Genomic DNA, 18,972 nt, shown 5'->3' on the forward strand with positions numbered 1-18,972 from the left:
TCGCTCACCAGCGGTCCAGGCGCTCCGGCAGGTCGGCCTCGAACGCGGCGACGAGGGCGGCGGCGACGTCGCGCAGCTTGACGTTGCGGCGCTGCGAGGACACCCGCAGCAGGGCGAACGCCTGCTCGGCGGTGCACCGCTCCCGCGCCATGACCAGCCCGATGGCCTGGCCGATCGTCGTCCGGGTGTCCAGGCCGCCGAGCAGCTGGTCGGCCCGGTCGTCGCCGTCGGCGATGCGCAGCGCCACCGCCAGCGCTCCGACGGCCTGGGCGGCCCACCGGCCGGCCGCCGCCTCGTCCTCGGCGCCGAAGGCGGCGGGCCGGGTGGCGTAGAGGTTGAGCGCGCCGCGGCTGCGGCCCTCGACCTCCAGCGGCAGGGACAGCGACGAGCGGACCCCGGCCCGCGCGGCCAGCTCCGGATAGGGACCCCAGCGGCGCTCGGTCGGCATGTCCTCGACCCGGACGACGACCCCCTCACGCATCGCCTGCAGACACGGACCGTCGTCCACCTCGTACTGCCGCTCGTCGGCCTCCGCGGCGAGCGGCCCGGTGGCGTGCACCGTCACCCCGCCGCCGGCGCGGGCCAGCGTCAGCCCGCACGCCTCGGCGGCCGGCGTGTGCCCCACGGCCAGGTGCACGAGGTCCGCGAGGAAGGAGTCGAGGTCACCGCCGGAGGCCAGCAGGGCCAGCAGATCGGTGTCGTCGCCCACGGGCGTCGTGTCGGGCGTCCCCACCGGTCGTACTCCTCCATCGGCCACCGCGTCGAGGAAGATTGTGCCCAACCGACATGGCGCGTGCCACGCGGTCGCCCCGCGGCGTGTCCACCGTCACCCCCGCCCGCCCGTCCCACCCGCGGCGCCGCCCGCGTCGGGCCGGTGAACACCGTGTTCCGGTCGCACGCTGCGGGTTGACCGCGCCCGGCGCTGCGAGAACGCTGACCCCACCCGTCCCCGGGGGCCGACGCGGGAGGTCTGCCATGACCGCTGGACCCGGTACCCGTCCGACCCCCGGCCGCCCGGGCCACCACGCGGGGGTGGAGGCCGAGCGGGTCGACGAGGGCTACCTCCACAAGCGGCAACTGCGCACCGGGACGGCGGGCTGGCTGCTGCTGGCCGGGCTCGGGGTCTCCGCCGTCATCTCCGGGGACTACGCCGGCTGGAACTTCGGGCTGGCCGAGGGCGGGTTCGGCGGGCTGCTCGTCGCCGTCGTCCTCATGGCCGTCATGTACACGGCGATGGTGTTCGGCCTGGCCGAGCTCGGCTCGGCGCTGCCGACCGCCGGCGGCGGCTACACCTTCGCCCGCCGGGCGTTGGGGCCGTGGGGCGGCTACGCCACCGGCATCGCGGTGCTCATCGAGTACGCCATCGCCCCCGCCGCGATCGCCACCTTCATCGGCGCCTACGTGGAGTCCCTCGGGCTGTTCGGCATCACCGACGGCTGGTGGGTGTACCTGACGGTCTACGCGCTGTTCATCGGCATCCACCTCATGGGCGTCGGCGAGGCGCTCAAGGCCATGTTCGCCGTCACGGTGGTCGCCCTGCTGGGCCTGGTGGTCTTCCTCGTCGGCGCGATCCCGCAGTTCGACGCCGGCAACCTGCTCGACATCGCACCCACCGACGCGGCCGGCGCCTCGTCGTTCCTGCCGTACGGGCTGATCGGCATCTGGGCGGCGTTCCCGTTCGCGATCTGGTTCTTCCTCGCCGTGGAGAGCGTGCCGCTGGCCGCCGAGGAGGCCCGCGACCCGGCCCGCTCGATGCCGCGGGGGATCGTCGCGGCGATGGGCGTGCTCGTCGTCCTCGCCGTCCTCATGCTGGTCTTCACCCCGGGTGCGGCCGGCTCCTCGGCGATCGCCGCCTCGGGCAACCCGCCGGTCGACGCGCTCGCCGGCTCCGCCGCCCCCGACGGCATCACCCGGGTGGTCAACTACGCCGGCCTGTTCGGGCTGGTGGCCAGCTTCTTCTCGATCATCTACGCGTACTCGCGGCAGACCTTCGCCCTCTCCCGCGCCGGGTACCTGCCGCGAGCGCTGTCGGTGACCAACTCCCGCAAGGCGCCGATGCTGGCGCTGCTGGTCCCGGGGGCGATCGGCTTCGTGCTGTCGCTGACCGGGCAGGGCGCGATGCTGCTGAACATGGCCGTCTTCGGGGCGACGGTGTCCTACGTGCTGATGATGGTGAGCCACATCGTGCTGCGCCGCCGGGAGCCGGACCTGGAGCGGCCGTACCGGACGCCCGGCGGCGTGGCCACCACCGGGGTCGCGCTGGTGCTGGCCGCCGCCGCGGTCGTGGCCACCTTCCTCGTCGACGTCACCGCGGCGCTGTGGACCCTCGGCGCCTACGCGGTCTTCCTCGCCTACTTCGCGCTGTACAGCCGCCACCACCTGGTCGCCTCCGCGCCGGAGGAGGAGTTCGAGCTGCTGGCCGAGGCGGAGGAGGACGTCCGATGAGACGGCGGGGCACCGTCGCCGGGCACACCTACGAGTTCCCCACCCTGGTCGAGCTGCTGGCCAAGGCGACCCCGGCGCGGTCGGGGGACGTCCTGGCCGGCTGCGCCGCGGAGTCCGCCGCCGAGCGGGTCGCCGCGCAGACCGTGCTCGCCGACCTCCCGCTGGCCACCTTCCTCGAGGAGCAGGTGGTGGGCTACGAGGAGGACGACGTCACGCGGCTCGTCGTGGACACCCACGACCGGGCCGCGTTCGCGCCGGTCGCCTCCCTCACGGTGGGGGAGTTCCGCGACCGGTTGCTGGCCTGGGCGGCCGCGGGGGACGAGGCGGCCATCAGCGGGCTGGCCCCCGGGCTGACCCCGGAGATGGTGGCGGCGGTGTCCAAGCTGATGCGCAACGCCGACCTGGTCGCCGTGGGCCGCCGGACGCGGGTGGTCACCGGCCTGCGCAGCACGCTCGGCCTGCCGGGCCGGCTGGCCTCCCGGCTGCAGCCCAACCACCCGACCGACGACCCGCTCGGGGTGACCGCCTCCATCGTGGACGGGCTGCTGCAGGGCTGCGGGGACGCCGTCATCGGCATCAACCCGGCCACCGACTCCCCGGCCCGCACCGTCGCACTGCTGGAACTGGTCGACGCGGTGATCAGCCGGTACGGGATCCCCACGCAGTCGTGCGTGCTGGCACACGTCACGACCACGCTGCGGGCGCTGGAACAGGGCGCGCCGGTCGACCTGGTGTTCCAGTCGGTCGCCGGCACCCAGCCGGCCAACCGCGGCTTCGGGGTCACCCTCGACCTGCTGGCCGAGGCGCGGGCCGGTGCGCTGGCGCTCGGCCGCGGGACCGTCGGCGCCAACGTGACCTACTTCGAGACCGGCCAGGGCTCGGCGCTGTCGGCCGACGCGCACCGGGGGATCGGCGGGCGGCCGGTCGACCAGCAGACGCTGGAGGCCCGCGCCTACGCCGTCGCCCGGCACTTCGAGCCGCTGCTGGTCAACACCGTCGTCGGGTTCATCGGCCCGGAGTACCTGTACGACGGCAAGCAGGTGCTGCGGGCCGGGCTGGAGGACCACTTCTGCGGCAAGCTGCTCGGCCTGCCGATGGGCGTCGACGTCTGCTACACCAACCACGCCGAGGTCGACGGCGACGACACCGACGCCCTGATGCTGCTGCTGGGCGCGGCCGGCTGCACCTTCCTCATCGCCGTCCCGGGCGCCGACGACGTGATGCTGCACTACCAGTCCCTGGCCTTCTCCGACGTGCTCACCACCCGCTCGGTGCTCGGGCTGCGGCCGGCACCGGAGTTCGAGGAGTGGCTGGCCCGGATGGAGCTGCTCGACGACGCCGGCCGCGTCCGCGAGCTCGCCCCCGACGCCCCCGCGGCGCGGGCCCTCCTGGCGGCGGCGAAGGCATGAGCGTCCGCGACCCCGGAGCGGCAGAGATGGCCATCTCTGCCGCTCCGGAGAGTGATCCCTGGGCGGTGCTGCGGGCGGCCACCCGGGCACGGGTCGCCCTCGGCCGGGCCGGCGACGCGCTGCCCACCGCCCGGGAGCTGGAGTTCCGCGCCGCGCACGCCGCGGCCCGGGACGCGGTGCACCAGCCGCTGGACCCGGGGCTGGTGCGGGCCGGCCTGCCCGGGCACGACCTGCTGGAGGTGCACTCCGCCGCCGGGGACCGGGCCACCTACCTGCAGCGGCCCGACCTCGGCCGGCAGCTCGCCGAGGGCACGACGCTGCCGCGCACCGACGCCGACCTCGCCGTCGTCATCGCCGACGGGCTCTCCCCGCGGGCGGTGCACGAGCACGCCGCGGGCCTGACGACGGCGTTGCTCGACCGGCTGCCCGGCTGGACGCTCGCCCCGCTGGTGCTGGCCTCCCAGGCGCGGGTGGCGCTCGGCGACGCGGTCGGTGCGGCGCTCGGGGTGCGGGCGGTCGTCGTCCTCATCGGGGAGCGCCCCGGGCTGTCCTCGGCGGACTCCCTCGGCGTCTACCTGACCTGGGACCCGCGCCCGGGGCGGGCGGACTCCGAGCGCAACTGCGTGTCCAACGTCCGGCCGCCGCACGGGCTGTCCTACGCGCAGGCCGCCGACACGGTGGCCGCGCTGCTGTCGGCCGCCCGGGAGCTCGGGGCCTCCGGGGTGGCGCTCAAGGACGAGGGCCCCGCGCTGCCCGCCGGCGCGGGCTGACCGGCGAGCGGGGACCGGTCAGCCGAAGACCGCGTCGGTGGCGTGCTGGTCGCCGGAGGCCTCCCGGAACTCGACGGCGCGGTCCCCGGCGAACCGCCAGATGTGCGCGTTCACCGTGTCGAGGCTCTGCCCGCCCCGCTGCGCGGTGACCCCGCAGACGACCACGGCGTCGTCCCCGTCGGCGAGGACCGTGCGGACGTCGAGGCGGAAGCTGCCCTCGGTGACCTCCATGACGCGGCCGAAGAGCTGGTACACCGCTGCCCGGCCCTCGTAGGTGCCCGACAGCTGGTTGCGTCCTGGCTCCTGCCAGCGGATGTCCTCGGCGAACAGGTCGTCCAGGGCGGCGATGTCGCCCTTGGCGAAGGCCGCGTAGCCGTCCTCGAGTCGCTGCACGTTGGGGTGCTCGGACATGGCTGCCTCCTCGCAGTCCCCCCGTGACGGGTGGAGACCGCGTCGGCGTCGCCGGACGGATGACCCAGACAGACGCCCGGCGACACCGGCGGGCGCGAGCAGTGTCGACCCGGCGGCCCCGTGCCGGAAGGCGATCGGTCGGAGCCCGGTGTGGCGGTCGCCGTCCGTGTCAGCGTCGGCGCAGCAGGCGGGCCAGGCGGCCACGGCGGACGGCGGGCTGCTGGGCGGGCGCCGCATCCGGTGCCTCCGCGAGGGCGGCGTGGCGCTGCCGCAGGCGCGCACGGATCTCCTCCGGGGTGTGCGCGCGGCGCTGGCGCTCGTTGCGGGCGAGCACCGCCCCGCTCGCCGCGACGCCCGCGAGGCCGGCCAGTCCGAGGAGCTTCCAGAGCCGCACGGTCGCCTAACGTAGCCGCGTGCCCCAGCCCCGTGCGCTGCCGCTGGACGACGCGGTCGAGCTGACCCGCACCGGAGACGTCTGGGTGTTCCGCGGCGCCTCGGTCGCCGACCGCGCCATCCAGGCGCTGACAAACGCGCCGGTCAACCACGTCGGCATGGCGGTGGTGCTCGACGACCTGCCCCCGCTGCTCTGGCACGCTGAGCTCGGCCGGTCCCTGCCCGACGTCTGGACCGGCCAGCACCAGCGCGGCGTCCAGCTGCACGACCTCGCCGACGCCGTCCGCACCTGGCGGCAGCGCTACGGGCAGCGCGCCTGGCTGCGCCAGCTGGTCGGCCCGGCCGACGACGGCGGCGTGACCCCGGAGATGGAGGACGCCGTCCTGCGCACCGTCGCCCGCCTGGACGGCAAGCCGTTCCCCACCACCCGCGGGCTGGCCGTGGGCTGGGTGAACGGCCGGCTGCGGCGCCGGACGTCGGCGGAGACGGTGTTCTGCGCCGAACTGGTCGCCGCGACCTACACCGCGATGGGCCTGCTGGACGGCGGCCGGCCGCGCAACGCCTACGACCCGGGCAGCTTCTGGTCCGGCGACGACCTGCGGCTGCTGCAGGGCGCCCGGCTCGGCCCGGAGGTCCCGGTCGACGTCCCCACGGCCTGAGCGCCGCGGCTCAGCCCGGCCGGCGCACCCGGTAGGTCGTCTGCACCATGCCGCCGGGGAAGGTGCGGGTGCCGACGTGCTCCAGCGGGACGTCACCCGGCAGCGCGCCGAACGGCGTGTGCCCCGCGCCGATGAGGACCGGCACCCGCGACAGCGTGAGGTCGCCGATCAGCCCCGCGGTGAGGAACGTGTGCACCAGCCGGCCGCCGTCGACGTACACCCGGCGGTACCCGGCCGCGGTCAGCGCGGCGACCGCGTCGTCGAACGAGCCGTGCACGGTGATGCGGGCGTCGGCGCCGGGGTCCAGCGTCGTGCTGACCACGTGCACCGGCTTGCCCTGGTACGGCCACTGGTCCATCGGTGCGATCACCTCGTAGGTGCCGCGACCCATGACGAGCGCGTCGATGCCGGCGACGAAGTGGGTGAAGCCGAAGTCGCCCCCGGCGCCGTCGTCGGGTGCACCCCCGACCTCGGTGTCGCCGGTGAGCCAGGAGAGGTCGCCGTCGGGGCGGGCGATGAACCCGTCGACGCTCATGCCGAGGAAGACCGAACCGGTGAAGGGTGCGTCCATGCCCGCAGCGTGCCCGAGGGGACCGACGAAGAGAGCTCCCCGATCGCGTATCCCGCGGGAACTGTCGGTGCTCCGGGGTAGGCATGGCCGTGGTTCCCCCAGCGTTGGACAGGTGCGCGGGGGACGTGCCCAGGAGGGCTGCCATGTTCGAGGTCATCGTCCGCAGGGGACCGGCCTCCGACGTCGTGCCGGAGGCACCCGACCACCCAGGCGCGAGCGGGCCGCCGCCCGGCTCCGCCCACTCCCGGCACTGGGCCCGGCCCGACGTCGCCGGCGACCTCGTCGCCGCCGCCTTGACCCCCGGCGCCGCTGCGCCGCGGGAGATCCGCGTGCGACCCGAGCTCCACGAGCGGGTCGTGGCGGAGCTGGGCCCGACCGGGGGCGCCCCGACCACCCTCGGGCCGCCGCCCGGGGTGCCGCTCGTCGTCGACCCGGAGCTGCCGGCGTGCCCGGGCTTCGAGGTCGTCCGCGCCCGGCCCGCCGGCGTCGTCCCGCCGCACGCCGCCGCGGCCTGAGCGCCCCCTACCCGGGTCAGCGGGCCGGCGCGGCCACGGGCTCCCCGAGCCGGACGACGGTGTCACCGGCCTGCGCGACGTCGTCGTCGTGGGTCACGCAGACGACCACCCGGCCGGCCAGCGCCGTCCGCAGGTCGCGGACCAGCGCGGCGGCGGTGGGCGGGTCCAGGTGGGCGGTCGGCTCGTCGAGCAGCACGACGTCCCGGTCGGCCAGCAGCGCGCGCGCCGCGGCCAGCCGGCGCCGTTCGCCGCCGGACAGGGCCGTGCCCCCGGTGCCGACCGGGGTGTCCAGGCCGTCGGGCAGGCCGGCCAGCAGGCCGCCCAGCCCCGCGGAGGTGAGCGCCGCCCGCATCCGCTCCTCGCCCGCCGGCCCGGCGAGCTCGCCACGGGGGCCGGCGAGGGCGAGGTTGGCGCGGATCGTCGAGGCGAACACGTGCGCCTCCTGCGGCAGCCAGGCCATCCGGGCCCGCACGTCGTCCCCGCCCAGCCGGCCGGCCGGCACGCCGGCGAGCGTGTAGTCGCCGCCGCGGGGCCGCAGCGCCGCCATGAGCACGGCCAGGAACGTCGACTTGCCCGATCCCGACGGGCCGCGCACGACCAGCCAGCCGCCGTCGGCGGCCGCCCGCGTGGTGAGCCCGTGCAGCACGTCGGGACCGCCGGGCCAGCCGGCGGTGACGCCGTCGGTGGCCAGCGTCCGGACCGGTGCAGGAGCGGGCAGTGCCGCGGCCGGGTCATGCGGCACCGGCGCGGTGAGGACGGCGTCGAGGCGGGCCCGCGCGTCGGCGAGCGCGCCCCGCCGCTGCAGGGCGCCGACCAGCCCGGTCAGCGGCTCGGCCAGCGCCAGCGGGGCCAGCGCGAGCACCGCGATGGCGGGGCCGGTGACCCCCGACGCCGCTCCCACTGCGGCACCGGCCACCGCGGCCAGGCCCGTGCCCAGGGCGACCAGGCCGCCGCCCAGCGCCGCCGCCGCGCTGGTGGCGCGGTCGGCGGCGCCGCGACGGGCGGCGAGCGCGGTCAGGTCGGCGGCGGTGTGCGCGGCCAGGCCGTGCGCCCGCAGGTCGGCCGCGCCCTCCAGTGCGGTCGTGGTCTCGTCCAGCGCGGCCACCCGCAGTGCCGCCTCGGCCCGCGCCGCGCCGACGTCCACCCGCCGGTGCGCCGCGGCGACCAGCGCGGCGGTGCCCAGGAGGACCAGGCCGGTCGCCCCCGCGGCGGAGGGGGAGACCAGGGCGAGGGCGCCCACGGTGCCGGCGGTGACCACCCCGGCGACCAGTGCGGGCGGGACGACGCGCACCGACAGGTCCTGCACGAGCGCCACGTCGCCGATGACCCGGGCCAGTGCGGAACCGGGGGTGCGGTCGGCGGCGAGGCCCTGCCGCGCCAGGGCGGCCCACAGGCGCACCCGCAGGTCGGCGGCCAGGCGCAGCGCGGCATCGTGCGCGGCCATCCGCTCGGTCCAGCGCAGGCCGGCCCGGCCCAGCCCGGAGGCCCGCACCCCCACGATCGCGACGAGGAGTGTCAGCACCGGCGGCATCTCCGCGGCCCGCACGATGAGCCACCCGGAGACCGCCGTCAGCGCGACCCCGGCACCGGCCGACGCGGTGCCGGCGGCCACCGCCCGGGCCAGCGCCCGCCGCGGCCAGCGCAGCGCGGCACCGGTCGGGGTGTCCGGGGCGGGGAGCGTGTTCCCGCGACCTGCGGACCCGGGGCGATCGGGTGCTGATGGCCCCGCGTGCGCAGGCCCCGGTGCAAGCGGGGGAGCCGGGGCCGCGGCGAGGTGGACGGTCCGGTCGGCGAGGGCGGCCAGCGCGGGGTCGTGGGTCACCAGCAGCACGGTCACCGTGCCGCGCAGACCGGCGAGCACCGCGGCCACGCGGGCGGCGGCGTCGGCGTCCAGGTGCGCGGTCGGCTCGTCCAGCAGCAGCAGCCGCGCCCCGCGGCGGATGCGCACCAGCGCGCGGGCCAGTGCCACCAGCTGCAGCTCGCCGGGGGAGAGGGTGGTGCAGCGCCGGCCGGCCAGCGCGGGGGCGCCCACCCGGGCCAGCGCCTCGACGACGAGGGCCTCGCCGACGACCTCGTCCACGCCAGGGCCCGGTGCGGCGTGCCGCCGCAGCTCGTCGGCGACGGTCACCGCCGTGGTCCGCGGGTGCTGCGGCGCGTACGCGACGGCGCCTGCCGGGACGCCGGTGACGCTGCCCTCGACCGTCGCGGCCGGCGGCACCAGTCCGGCCAGGGCGGCGAGCAGCGTCGACTTGCCCGATCCGCTGGCGCCCCGGACGGCGACGAGCTCACCCGGGCGCACGGCCAGGTCCACGGGGGGCAGCGCGGGTGCGGTCCGGCCGGCGAAGCGGACGGTCAGCCCGTGGACGGCGACGTCGGCGCCGCGCGGGTCGTCGTCGGGCCCGGCCCCCGGTGCGGGTGCGAGGGGGGCGGCCAGCACGGCGCGGGCCTCGGCGGCGGCCAGCGCGGCGTCCTCGCCGGCGTGGTGGGCCGCGCCCAGCGCGCGCAGCGGGGCGAACGCCTCGGGTGCCAGCAGCAGCGCGGTCAGGCCGACGGCCAGCGCCACGTCGCCGTGCACGAGCCGCAGGCCGACGGTCACCGCGACCAGCGCGACCGACAGCGTGGCGAGCAGCTCCAGCACCAGCGAGGAGAGGAACGCCAGCCGCAGCGTGGCCAGGGTGCGCCGGCGCGAGGCCTCCCCGAGCTCGGCGAGGGCGGCGGCCTGCTCGGCGGCGCGGCCGAGGCCCACCAGCACGGGCAGTCCCCTGACCAGCTCGGCGACGTGCGCGGCGATCCGGTCCAGGGCGCGGGCGGCGGCGGTCGTGCCGTCCCGGGTGGTCAGGCCGACCAGCACCATGAACAGCGGCACCAGCGGCAGGGTGACCGCGACCAGCACGGCCGAGAGCAGGTCGGTCCAGGCCAGGACGGCCAGCAGCACCGGCGGCACCACGAGCGTCGAGGCCAGCGCCGGCAGGCGGGTGGCCAGCCCCGGGCCGAGGTAGGCCAGCCGGGTGGTGGCCAGCACCGCCGCGGGGCCGGGGCCGCCCGCGGCCTCGACCGCCGCGGGAGAGACGGCCAGCCGGGTGAGCAGCCGGGCGCGCAGGTCCTGCTCGGCGCGGCGGGCGTCCCGGGCAGCCAGGAGCTCGCCGGCCCACCCGGCGAGCGCGCGCAGCCCGACGCCGGCGGCAGCCACCAGCAGCGGTCCGGCGAGGGTGCCGTCGGCGTGCCCCGCCGCGCGGGCCACCGCGTGCGCGAGCCCGGCGGCCAGCAGCACCAGCCCGGCCGCCTGGCCCAGCGCGGCCACCGCCTGCCGCACCAGCGCCCCGGTCAGCCCCGGCACCCCGGCCAGCGCCGCGAGCGGCCCCCGAGGGCCGTCGTGGCCACTCCGGCCGTGCGGGGAGCGGCCTTCGTGGCCACTGTGGCCGGTCATGCGTGCGAAGGGACGTCGGCGTGCACCGGCTCGGCGGTCAGCCGCTTGCGGAAGACCCAGTAGGTCCAGGCCTGGTAGCCCAGCACCACCGGGAGGCCGATGCCGGCCGCCCAGGTCATCACGGTGAGCGTGTAGTCGCTGACCGAGGCGTCGGCCACGGTGACGTCGAAGGCCGGGTCGATCGTCGAGGGGACGACGACCGGGTGGACCGCGCCGAACACCGTCGCGGCCGCGGCCACCAGCAGCACAGCCCAGGCGGTGAACGCCTGGCCCTCGCGGTCCACCCGGAGCCGCGCCCAGGCGACCACCACGGCCAGCGCCGCGACCAGCCACAGCACCGCGGTGACCGGCGTCCCGTACCGCAGGTGCACCACGCCGGCCCACGCCAGCAGCGGCAGCGCGGCCACGGGCGCCCACCGCCCGGCGAACCGGCGGGCGGCGACCCGCACCGGGCCGTCGGTCTTCAGCGCCAGGAACAGCGCGCCGTGCACGAGGGAGAAGCCGAGCACCGCGACGGCGCCCAGCAGCGCCGGCCAGCTCAACCCGGAGAGGGCGCCGCCCACACGGATGCCGTCGGCCCCGATGGGCAGGCCGAGGGTGGTGGCGCCCAGGGCGGCACCGATCCCGGCGGCGGCGATCAGCGAGCCCGCGGTGATGACCCGCGTCCACGTCGCGTCCCAGGCCTCGGTGGAGTGGGAGTGCCGCCACTCGAACGCGACCGCGCGGATGATCAGCCCGAACAGCACCAGCACGAACGGCAGGTACAGCGCCGGCAGCCAGGTGGCGTACCAGCCGGGGAAGGCGGCGAACACCGCGCCGACGGCGGTGATCAGCCAGACCTCGTTGCCGTCCCAGAGCGGGCCGATGGTGCGCAGCATGAGGTGCCGGTCGGCGCTGCGGCGGCCGAGCACCGGCAGCAGCGCGGCGACGCCGAAGTCGAAGCCCTCGAGCAGGAGGAAACCGGTCCACAGCACCGCGACGGCGGCGAACCAGAGGGTCTGCAGGTCCATGTCGGCTCCAGCTCAGTGGGCGAAGGAGAGGACGTCGTCGTCGGCGTCACGGCGGGACCCAGGCGCCCCCTCCGGCGGCGTGCCGGGGGTCGGGGCGCCGTCCCCGGTGGTCACGCCGCGGCGGACGAAGCGGGTGATCAGCCACAGCTCGACGACGGCCAGCGCGCCGTAGACGAGGGTGAGCACCGACAGCGACGTCCAGACCTCGGCGGCGCTGACGCCGGGGGAGACGGCCTGCGCGGTGAAGAACCACACCTGCTCGTCGACCGGGACGTCCGGGTTCGGGTGGACGACGAAGGGCTGGCGGCCCATCTCGGTGAAGATCCAGCCGGTCGCGTTGGCGACGAACGGCGCGGCGACGGCGAGCAGCGCGCCGTGGACGCCGATCCGGGAGGTCGGCACCCGGCCCCTCCGCGTCGCCCACAGCGCGTACGCGGCGACCGCCGCCGACACCGCGCCCATGCCGATCATCAGCCGGAAGCTCCAGTAGGTGACCGCGAGCAGCGGGGTGTAGTCGATCTCCTCGCCGGCCAGGGCGCCGAAGCGCGACGGGTCGTCGGGGTAGGTCTCGCCGTAGACGGCGCCGTACTCCTCCTGCAGCTCGTTGACGCCCGGCACGGCGGTGGAGAAGTCGCCGTGGGCGAGGTAGGAGAGCAGGTACGGGACGGTGATCGAGTGGACGTCGTCGCACTCGTTGTTGCCGAGCTTGCCCCAGGCGAAGATCGAGAAGGACGCCGGCGCCTCGGTCTCGCACAGCGCCTCGGCCGAGCTCATCTTCAGCGGCTGCTGCTGGTACATGAGCTTGCCCTGCCAGTCGCCGGTGAGGGCGACGAGGACGAAGGCGGCCAGCGACACCCACCCGCCCAGCCGCACCGAGCGGCGCCACACCGAGTCGTCGACCCGCCCGCCCGAGACGTCGGTGGTCGGCTGCTCCGCGAGCGCGCGCCGGCGCAGGTGCCACAGGCCGACGCCGACCAGCAGCGCCCCGGCGACCATGAGCGCGGCGACGATGGCGTGGCTGAACGCGGCCAGCGCGGTGTTGTTGGTCAGGACGGCCAGGAAGTCGACCTGCACCGGCCGGCCCGTGGCGTCGTCGGCGACGACGCCGACCGGGTGCTGCATCCACGAGTTGGCCGCGATGATGAAGTACGCGCTGACGATCGAGCCGATCACCGCCGCCCACAGCGCCGCCAGGTGCAGCCGCTTCGGGATCCGCCCCCAGCCGAAGATCCACAGGCCGAGGAACGTCGACTCGAGGAAGAAGGCCAGCAGCGCCTCCAGGGCCAGCAGCGAGCCGAACACGTCGCCGACGAACCGGCTGTACTCGCTCCAGGCCAGGCCGAACTGGAACTCCTGCACCAGGCCGGTGGCGACGCCGAGCACGAAGTTGATCAGGTAGATGCGACCCCAGAAGCGGGTCATCCGCAGCCACTCGGGCTTGTCGGTGCGCACCCACATCGTGTGCATGACCGCGACCAGGATCCCCAGCCCGATGGTCAGCGGGACCATCAGGAAGTGGTAGACGGTCGTGATCCCGAACTGCCAGCGCGCCACGTCCAGGACGTCCACGGCCGCTCCCCTCACTGGGCGACGTACGATGTTCTACGACAAGTAGAACACTTACTTCTACACGACGTAGAAGAAGCGGGTGTGAGTCGCAGGACAGGGAGTGGACGTGGCGTCGTTGGGTGAGCTGGAACGGGCCGTCATGGACCGGCTGTGGTCGGCCGACGGTGCCGTCTCGGCCGCCGAGCTGCGGGACGGGCTGGCCGACCGGGGGCTGGCGCTGACCACCGTGCACACGGTGCTGACCCGCCTGGAGCAGAAGGGCTTCGTCGTCCACGACGACGCGCGGCCGCGGCGGTTCCGGCCGCGGGCCACCCGTGAGGAGCACGCCGCCGAGCTGATGCACGAGGTGCTCGGCTCCGCCGGCGATCGGCAGGCGGTGCTGGCCCGCTTCGTCGGCAGCGTCGACGCCGACGAGGCCCGGCTGCTGCGGGAGCTGCTGGCCGCGGCGGGGCCGGACGCCGACCGCTGACCGCCTGAGCCGTGCTCCCCGCCACCGCGGCCGCCCTCGCCGTGCTGGCCGCGCTCTTGGCGTGGCCGGTGCCGGCGCTGCTGGCCCGGGCCCGGTGGCCGCGGCGGGACCCGCTCGTCGCCCTGGTCTGCTGGCAGGCGATCGGCCTCGCCGGCGGGCTGTCGATCATCGGGGCGCTGCTCGTGCACGGCCTGGCGCCGTGGGGCCACTCGCTGCCCGAGGCCTGGTGGCACTGGGTCACCCGCCACCCCGCCGAGGCGCCGGTCCGCGGCGACCACTGGGTCACCCAGACCCTCGCGGCCGTGCTCGCGGCCGAGCTGCTCGGCGTCCTCCTGCTGTCGTGGCTGCGCACCGCGCGCACCCGCCGACGGCACCGGGAGCTGCTGGAGCTGGTCGTCCAGCCGGCCGCCGTGCCCGACGCCCGGCTGCTGGACCACCCCGCACCGGTCGCCTTCTGCATCCCCGGCGCCAAGCCGCTCCTCGTGCTGTCCTCCGGGATGGTCGCCGAACTCGACGACGGCCAGCTGGCCGCCGTCGTCGCGCACGAGCGGGCCCACCTGCGGGAGCACCACCACCTGCTGCTGCTGCCGTTCGTCGCCTGGGAGGCGGCGTTGCCGGTGCTGCCCGCGGCCGGCCGCGCGCACCAGGCCGTGCGGGCGCTGGTCGAGATGCGGGCCGACGACGTGGCGCTGGGCTCGCTGACCGGGTCGGCGCCGCGGCGCACGCTGGCCCAGGCGATCGTGGTCGCCGCGGGCGGCGCCGGGGGAGCGGGGGTGCCCGACGGCGCGCTCGCGGTCACCGGCAGCGCGCTCGGGGCGCGCGTGGCGCGGCTGTTGGAGCCGCCGTCCCCGCTGCCGGGCTGGGCCCGGGGCGCCGCGCTGCTGTCGGCGGGGCTGCTCCTGCTGCTGCCGACGGCGCTGCTGCTCCTGCCCGCGCTCTGAGCGGGGCGCGCCGCCGCGCGGCGGAGGTGTGCTCCGGGGAGGTGTCCCGGTCAGGCGGGAACGGCGGCCCGGCGTCCGGCGGGGACGGCGGCCTCGTCCCCGGGGCGCGCCAGCGGGGCGAACCGGCGCAGCCGCAGGCTGTTGGTGACCACGAAGACCGAGCTCAGCGCCATCGCGGCGCCGGCGATCATCGGGTTGAGCAGCCCGGCCACGGCCAGCGGGATCGCCGCGACGTTGTAGGCGAACGCCCAGAACAGGTTGCCCTTGATGACCGCCAGCGTGCGGCGGGACAGCCGGATCGCGTCCGCGGCCGCGCGCAGGTCGCCGCGCACGAGCGTGAGGTCGGAGGCCTGGATCGCGACGTCGGTGCCGGTGCCCATCGCCAGCCCCAGGTCGGCCTGGGCGAGGGCGGCGGCGTCGTTCACGCCGTCCCCCACCATCGCCACGACCCGTCCCTCGGCCTGCAGCCGCCGGACGACGTCCACCTTGTCCTGCGGCAGCACCTCGGCGACCACCTCGTCGATGCCGACCTCGGCGGCGACGGTCCGCGCGACCGCCGCGTTGTCACCGGTGAGCAGGACCGGGTGCAGGCCCAGGCCGCGGAGGTCGGCGACCGCGCGAGCCGAGGTGGGCCTGACCGCGTCGGCGACGACCAGGAGGCCGACGGCCGCACCGTCCACCGCGACGAGGACCGCCGTGGCCCCCCGCGACTCGGCGTCGGCCTGCGCCGCGACGAGCGACGCCGGCACGGGCACCTCCCGCTCGGCGAGGAGCCGGGGCCGCCCGACGAGCACCGCGGCGCCCTCGACGAGGCCCTGCACCCCGAGCCCCGCCAGGTTCGTGAAGCCCTCGACCGGTGCCAGCGGGCCGACCCGGTCGGCGGCCGCGGCGGCGACCGCGCGGGCGATCGGGTGCTCCGAGCCGTGCTCCAGCGCGCCGGCCAGCCGCAGCACCCGGTCGGCGTCCGCGCCGGCCGCCGCGACGACGTCGACGAGGGTCATCCGGCCGGTGGTCACCGTGCCGGTCTTGTCGAGCACCACGGTGTCGACGGTGCGGGTGGACTCCAGCACCTCCGGGCCCTTGATGAGGATGCCGAGCTGGGCTCCGCGGCCGGTGCCGACCATGAGTGCGGTCGGCGTGGCCAGCCCGAGGGCGCAGGGGCAGGCGATGATCAGCACGGCGACCGCCGCGGTGAACGCGGCCGGCAGCCCGGCGCCGGCGCCGATCCAGAAGCCGAGCGTGGCGACGGCGAGGGCCAGCACGACCGGCACGAAGACGCCGGAGACCCGATCGGCCAGCCGCTGCACCTCGGCCTTGCCGTTCTGGGCGTCCTCGACCAGCCGGGCCATCTGCGCCAGCTGCGTCTCCGCGCCGATCCGGGTGGCCCGCACGACCAGCCGGCCGCCGGCGTTGACCGTCGCCCCGACGACGGCGTCGCCCGGGCCCACCTCGACCGGCACCGACTCGCCGGTGAGCATCGAGGCGTCGACAGCGGAGGCGCCCTCGGTGACCTCGCCGTCCGCGGCGATCTTCTCGCCGGGGCGCACGACGAACAGGTCACCGACGACGAGCTGGTCGACCGGCACCCGCCGCTCCGTGCCGCCGCGCAGCACGGAGGCCTCCTTGGCGCCCAGCTCCAGGAGGGCGCGCAGGGCGGCACCGGCGCGCCGCTTGGAGCGGGCCTCGGCGAACCGCCCGGCCAGCAGGAACGTGGTCACGCCGGCGGCGGCCTCGAGGTAGACGTTCGCGCTGCCGTCGCCCCGGGCGACGGTGAACTCGAACGGGTGCGTCATCCCGGGCTCGCCGGCGGTGCCGAGGAACAGCGCGTAGAGCGACCACAGGAACGCCGCGCCGGTGCCGAGGGAGACCAGCGTGTCCATGGTCGCCGCGCCGTGGCGCAGGTTGGTCCAGGCGGCGCGGTGGAAGGGCAGTCCGCCCCACACGACCACCGGCGCGGCCAGGGTCAGCGAGAGCCACTGCCAGTACGTGACCTGCAGCGCCGGGACCATCGCCATGGCGACGACCGGCACCGTCAGCAGGGTGGAGACCACCAGCCGGCGCCGCAGCGGGCCGACGGGGTCGTCCTCGGCCGGCTCCGCCTCCGCCCGCGGCGGCTGGGGCAGGGTCGCGGTGTAGCCGGTCTTCTCCACCGTGGCGATCAGCTCGGCGGGCGTGACCGCGCCGCCGTAGCTGACCCTCGCCTTCTCGGTCGCGTAGTTCACCGTGGCGGTGACGCCGTCGAGCCGGTTGAGCTTCTTCTCGATCCGGGCGGCGCACGAGGCGCAGGTCATGCCGCCGATGGCGAGCTCGATCTCGCCGACCGGGGCGTGCGTGGTGCTCATCGGGGGTCTCCTCAGCCACCGTGCCCGTGCGGGCCGGGCTCGGCGGGGGCCTCGCCGCCGGGGTCGACCCGGAGGGTGGAGGCGGCGGTGTGGACGGTGTCGCCGTGCCGGAAGTCGAGGAACAGTCGGTACGACCCGGGGGACGGCGCGGTGGCGGCGAACGCCACGTGCGGACCGGGGGCGGGGGTGGTCCCGTCGGCCGGCTCGACCGGGTGCACGTGCAGGTAGGCGAGGTCGCCCTCGCGCAGGGCCACCAGGTGTCCGTAGGCGCCGAGGTGGGGCTGCAGGTCGGTGACCGGCCGGCCGTCGCGGCTGACGCTGAGGGTCAGCTCCGACTCGCGGCCGGCGACGAGGTCGCCGGTCAGGACGACGGTGTAGCCGTCGGTCCCGGCCACCGGATCGGGTGCCGGCAGTGGCTGCGGGTCGTAGGCACCGGCGACCTCGACGTCGGTGCCGAGCACGAGGTCCTCGCCGAGCGCGGTCGGGGTCGCGTCGACGACGACCCGCCAGCTGCCCGGCGTCAGCGTGACCGGCGTCCGCCACGTGCCATCGGCGCCGAGCTCCGGGTGCAGGTGCTGGTAGCCGGTGAGGTCGCGGCGGACGGCGACCAGGTGCAGGTCCTCGTCGTGCTCCACGTCGAAGGCCCGGACCGGGTCGCCGTCGGGGCCGAGCACGCGGAAGGCGAGGGTCGCCGCCCCGGCGGGCAGCTGCCGCTCCGCCAGCTCCAGGCGGTACCCGGACTCGGCGACGGCGAGACCGCCGTAGGCGTCCCCGGCGGGGGCGGGGGCCGGGGTGTCCGTTCCCGTGGCGTGTGGCTGCGGTGCGTCGATCGGGCCCACCGCGGCACCGACGCCGACGGCGGCGCCGAAGACGGCGGTCAGGCCGAGGGCGACGACGGCCAGTCGCGCCGGGGTGTCCATGGGGATCTCCTCGCCGGTGTGCCGGTCAGCTGCCGGCGACCTCGTAGCCGGCCTCCTCGACCGCGGCGCGCACGGCGCCGTCGTCGACCGGGTCGGTGCTGCTGACGGTCAGGCCGCCGGTGGCCAGGTCGACGTCGACCGCGGTGACGCCCGGGACGGCGGAGACCTCCTCGGTGACGGCGGACACGCAGTGGCCGCAGGTCATGCCGACGACGGTGTAGGTGGCGGTGCTCACGGGGGTTCCTCTCAGCGGGGTGGGTCAGGAGCGGACGAGCCGGGCGATCGCCTCGGAGGCCTCCCGGACCTTCTCGTCGGCCTCGCGGCCGCCGGCCTGGGCCGCCTGGACGACGCAGTGCGACATGTGCTCCTCGAGCAGGCCCAGGGCGACCGACTGCAGTGCCTTCGTCATCGCCGACACCTGGGTGAGGATGTCGATGCAGTACTTCTCGTCCTCGACCATCCGCTGCAGGCCGCGGGCCTGGCCCTCGATGCGGCGCAGGCGCTTGAGGTAGTCGTCCTTGCGGTGGATGTAGCCGTGCGGTGCGGTCTCCACGGGGGTCCTCCTGGCGGCTCGTGCTCCTGAGCCTGAACCATACCCCCCTAGGGTTCATGCGTGGCGGTGGCGTCGGTCACCCTCGTGCGCGGGGCGCCGGGCGCCCGGCCGCGTCGTCCCCGCCGGGGGGCGCGTCGTGCCGGTCCCGACCGCGGTTGCCGGCGCGCAGCCGGTCGACGGTGGCCTGCAGCCGCTCGCTGTCGGCCCGGGCGTCGGCGAGCTCGTCCTGCAGGCCGAGGATCACCTCGGCGGAGGCGAGGGTGTGCCCGTCGTCGAGCAGACCGCGCAGTCGCGCGGCCAGGGTGAGCTGGTGGCGGGAGTAGCGGCGGTGCCCGCCGGGGGAGCGGTGCGGCTGGAGCACCCCCGCGGTGTCCAGGCTGCGCAGGAAGGCCGCCTGGACGCCGAGCAGCTCCGCCGCCTGGCTCATCGTGAGCGCCGGGAAGTCGGGGTCGTCGAGGCGTCGGAGCGCGTCGCCGCCCGCGCCGGGGTCCCCGCGGTGCTGCTCGCTCATGACGCTCCTCCCGTTCCCGGAGTGCGCAGGGGCCGGGCCCGCGCGGGCCCGGCCCCT

19 protein-coding genes are annotated in these 18,972 nt (G+C 76.5%); 7 read left to right on the forward strand and 12 right to left on the reverse strand.

The features are described from left to right. Window positions 1–4: 4 nt before the first annotated feature. Complete coding sequence (locus ACI79E_RS09080; protein ID WP_456932201.1) at window positions 5–733, reverse strand: GAF and ANTAR domain-containing protein; 729 nt, start codon at window positions 731–733, stop codon at window positions 5–7. Between the two features lie 242 nt (window positions 734–975). Between ACI79E_RS09080 and eat the strand changes: the two genes are divergently transcribed. From eat to eutC, 3 genes are read left to right on the forward strand one after another with little or no spacing between them, the layout of a single operon-like run. Continuing rightward, complete coding sequence (eat, locus tag ACI79E_RS09085; protein ID WP_456932202.1) at window positions 976–2,445, forward strand: ethanolamine permease; 1,470 nt, start codon at window positions 976–978, stop codon at window positions 2,443–2,445. Continuing rightward, a complete protein-coding gene (locus ACI79E_RS09090; RefSeq protein WP_456932203.1) occupies window positions 2,442–3,854 on the forward strand; it encodes an ethanolamine ammonia-lyase subunit EutB in 1,413 nt (470 codons plus the stop codon). Before eat ends, ACI79E_RS09090 begins: the two co-directional genes overlap by 4 nt. Window positions 3,855–3,880: 26 nt before the next feature. Continuing rightward, window positions 3,881–4,624 carry an ethanolamine ammonia-lyase subunit EutC gene (eutC, locus tag ACI79E_RS09095; RefSeq protein WP_456932204.1) on the forward strand — a complete coding sequence of 248 codons (744 nt, stop codon included), beginning with the start codon at window positions 3,881–3,883 and terminating at the stop codon, window positions 4,622–4,624. 18 nt (window positions 4,625–4,642) lie between these two features. On the opposite strand, the gene ACI79E_RS09100 is transcribed toward eutC, so the two are convergent. Both ACI79E_RS09100 and ACI79E_RS09105 read right to left on the reverse strand, forming a co-directional pair. Further along, window positions 4,643–5,035 (reverse strand): nuclear transport factor 2 family protein, encoded by a 393-nt coding sequence (locus tag ACI79E_RS09100; RefSeq protein ID WP_456932205.1) that lies wholly within the window; start codon window positions 5,033–5,035, stop codon window positions 4,643–4,645. Between the two features lie 169 nt (window positions 5,036–5,204). Then, window positions 5,205–5,429: a hypothetical protein gene (locus ACI79E_RS09105; protein WP_456932206.1), complete on the reverse strand. Its 225-nt coding sequence runs from the start codon at window positions 5,427–5,429 to the stop codon at window positions 5,205–5,207. Window positions 5,430–5,448: 19 nt separating this feature from the next. Here ACI79E_RS09105 and ACI79E_RS09110 point away from each other — a divergent pair, with 19 nt between their 5' ends. Continuing rightward, a complete protein-coding gene (locus ACI79E_RS09110; RefSeq protein ID WP_456932207.1) occupies window positions 5,449–6,087 on the forward strand; it encodes a hypothetical protein in 639 nt (212 codons plus the stop codon). Between the two features lie 10 nt (window positions 6,088–6,097). Here the strand turns inward: ACI79E_RS09110 and ACI79E_RS09115 are convergent, their stop codons facing one another. After that, window positions 6,098–6,658: a dihydrofolate reductase family protein gene (locus tag ACI79E_RS09115; RefSeq protein ID WP_456932208.1), complete on the reverse strand. Its 561-nt coding sequence runs from the start codon at window positions 6,656–6,658 to the stop codon at window positions 6,098–6,100. Window positions 6,659–6,801: 143 nt separating this feature from the next. Here ACI79E_RS09115 and ACI79E_RS09120 point away from each other — a divergent pair, with 143 nt between their 5' ends. Further along, window positions 6,802–7,173 carry a hypothetical protein gene (locus ACI79E_RS09120; RefSeq protein WP_456932209.1) on the forward strand — a complete coding sequence of 124 codons (372 nt, stop codon included), beginning with the start codon at window positions 6,802–6,804 and terminating at the stop codon, window positions 7,171–7,173. Between the two features lie 16 nt (window positions 7,174–7,189). On the opposite strand, the gene cydC is transcribed toward ACI79E_RS09120, so the two are convergent. The 3 genes from cydC to ACI79E_RS09135 are packed head-to-tail and all read right to left on the reverse strand — an operon-like array spanning window position 7,190 to window position 13,179. Continuing rightward, window positions 7,190–10,600 (reverse strand): thiol reductant ABC exporter subunit CydC, encoded by a 3,411-nt coding sequence (cydC, locus tag ACI79E_RS09125; RefSeq protein ID WP_456932210.1) that lies wholly within the window; start codon window positions 10,598–10,600, stop codon window positions 7,190–7,192. Next, complete coding sequence (cydB, locus tag ACI79E_RS09130; protein WP_456932211.1) at window positions 10,597–11,610, reverse strand: cytochrome d ubiquinol oxidase subunit II; 1,014 nt, start codon at window positions 11,608–11,610, stop codon at window positions 10,597–10,599. Before cydB ends, cydC begins: the two co-directional genes overlap by 4 nt. A gap of 12 nt (window positions 11,611–11,622) precedes the next feature. Beyond that, complete coding sequence (locus ACI79E_RS09135; protein WP_456932212.1) at window positions 11,623–13,179, reverse strand: cytochrome ubiquinol oxidase subunit I; 1,557 nt, start codon at window positions 13,177–13,179, stop codon at window positions 11,623–11,625. 106 nt (window positions 13,180–13,285) lie between these two features. Between ACI79E_RS09135 and ACI79E_RS09140 the strand changes: the two genes are divergently transcribed. Both ACI79E_RS09140 and ACI79E_RS09145 read left to right on the forward strand, forming a co-directional pair. After that, window positions 13,286–13,648 (forward strand): BlaI/MecI/CopY family transcriptional regulator, encoded by a 363-nt coding sequence (locus ACI79E_RS09140; protein WP_456932213.1) that lies wholly within the window; start codon window positions 13,286–13,288, stop codon window positions 13,646–13,648. An 11-nt stretch (window positions 13,649–13,659) separates the two neighbouring features. Next, on the forward strand, window positions 13,660–14,589 hold the full coding sequence (locus tag ACI79E_RS09145) for a M48 family metalloprotease (RefSeq protein ID WP_456932214.1): 930 nt from the start codon (window positions 13,660–13,662) through the stop codon (window positions 14,587–14,589). Window positions 14,590–14,639: 50 nt separating this feature from the next. Here the strand turns inward: ACI79E_RS09145 and ACI79E_RS09150 are convergent, their stop codons facing one another. From ACI79E_RS09150 to ACI79E_RS09170, 5 genes are all read right to left on the reverse strand, one after another. Further along, on the reverse strand, window positions 14,640–16,931 hold the full coding sequence (locus ACI79E_RS09150) for a heavy metal translocating P-type ATPase (protein WP_456932215.1): 2,292 nt from the start codon (window positions 16,929–16,931) through the stop codon (window positions 14,640–14,642). Window positions 16,932–16,942: 11 nt separating this feature from the next. Continuing rightward, complete coding sequence (locus ACI79E_RS09155; RefSeq protein ID WP_456932216.1) at window positions 16,943–17,851, reverse strand: hypothetical protein; 909 nt, start codon at window positions 17,849–17,851, stop codon at window positions 16,943–16,945. 25 nt (window positions 17,852–17,876) lie between these two features. Then, window positions 17,877–18,086, reverse strand: a complete 210-nt coding sequence (locus ACI79E_RS09160; protein ID WP_456932217.1) for a heavy-metal-associated domain-containing protein — start codon at window positions 18,084–18,086, stop codon at window positions 17,877–17,879. 24 nt (window positions 18,087–18,110) lie between these two features. Beyond that, complete coding sequence (locus ACI79E_RS09165; RefSeq protein WP_456932218.1) at window positions 18,111–18,404, reverse strand: metal-sensitive transcriptional regulator; 294 nt, start codon at window positions 18,402–18,404, stop codon at window positions 18,111–18,113. Window positions 18,405–18,480: 76 nt separating this feature from the next. Continuing rightward, the gene (locus ACI79E_RS09170) at window positions 18,481–18,915 is read right to left on the reverse strand and encodes a MerR family transcriptional regulator (RefSeq protein ID WP_456932219.1); all 435 of its coding nucleotides are present in this window, start codon (window positions 18,913–18,915) and stop codon (window positions 18,481–18,483) included. Between the last annotated feature and the right edge of the window lie 57 nt (window positions 18,916–18,972).

The organism is Geodermatophilus sp. SYSU D00079, from assembly GCF_054050635.1.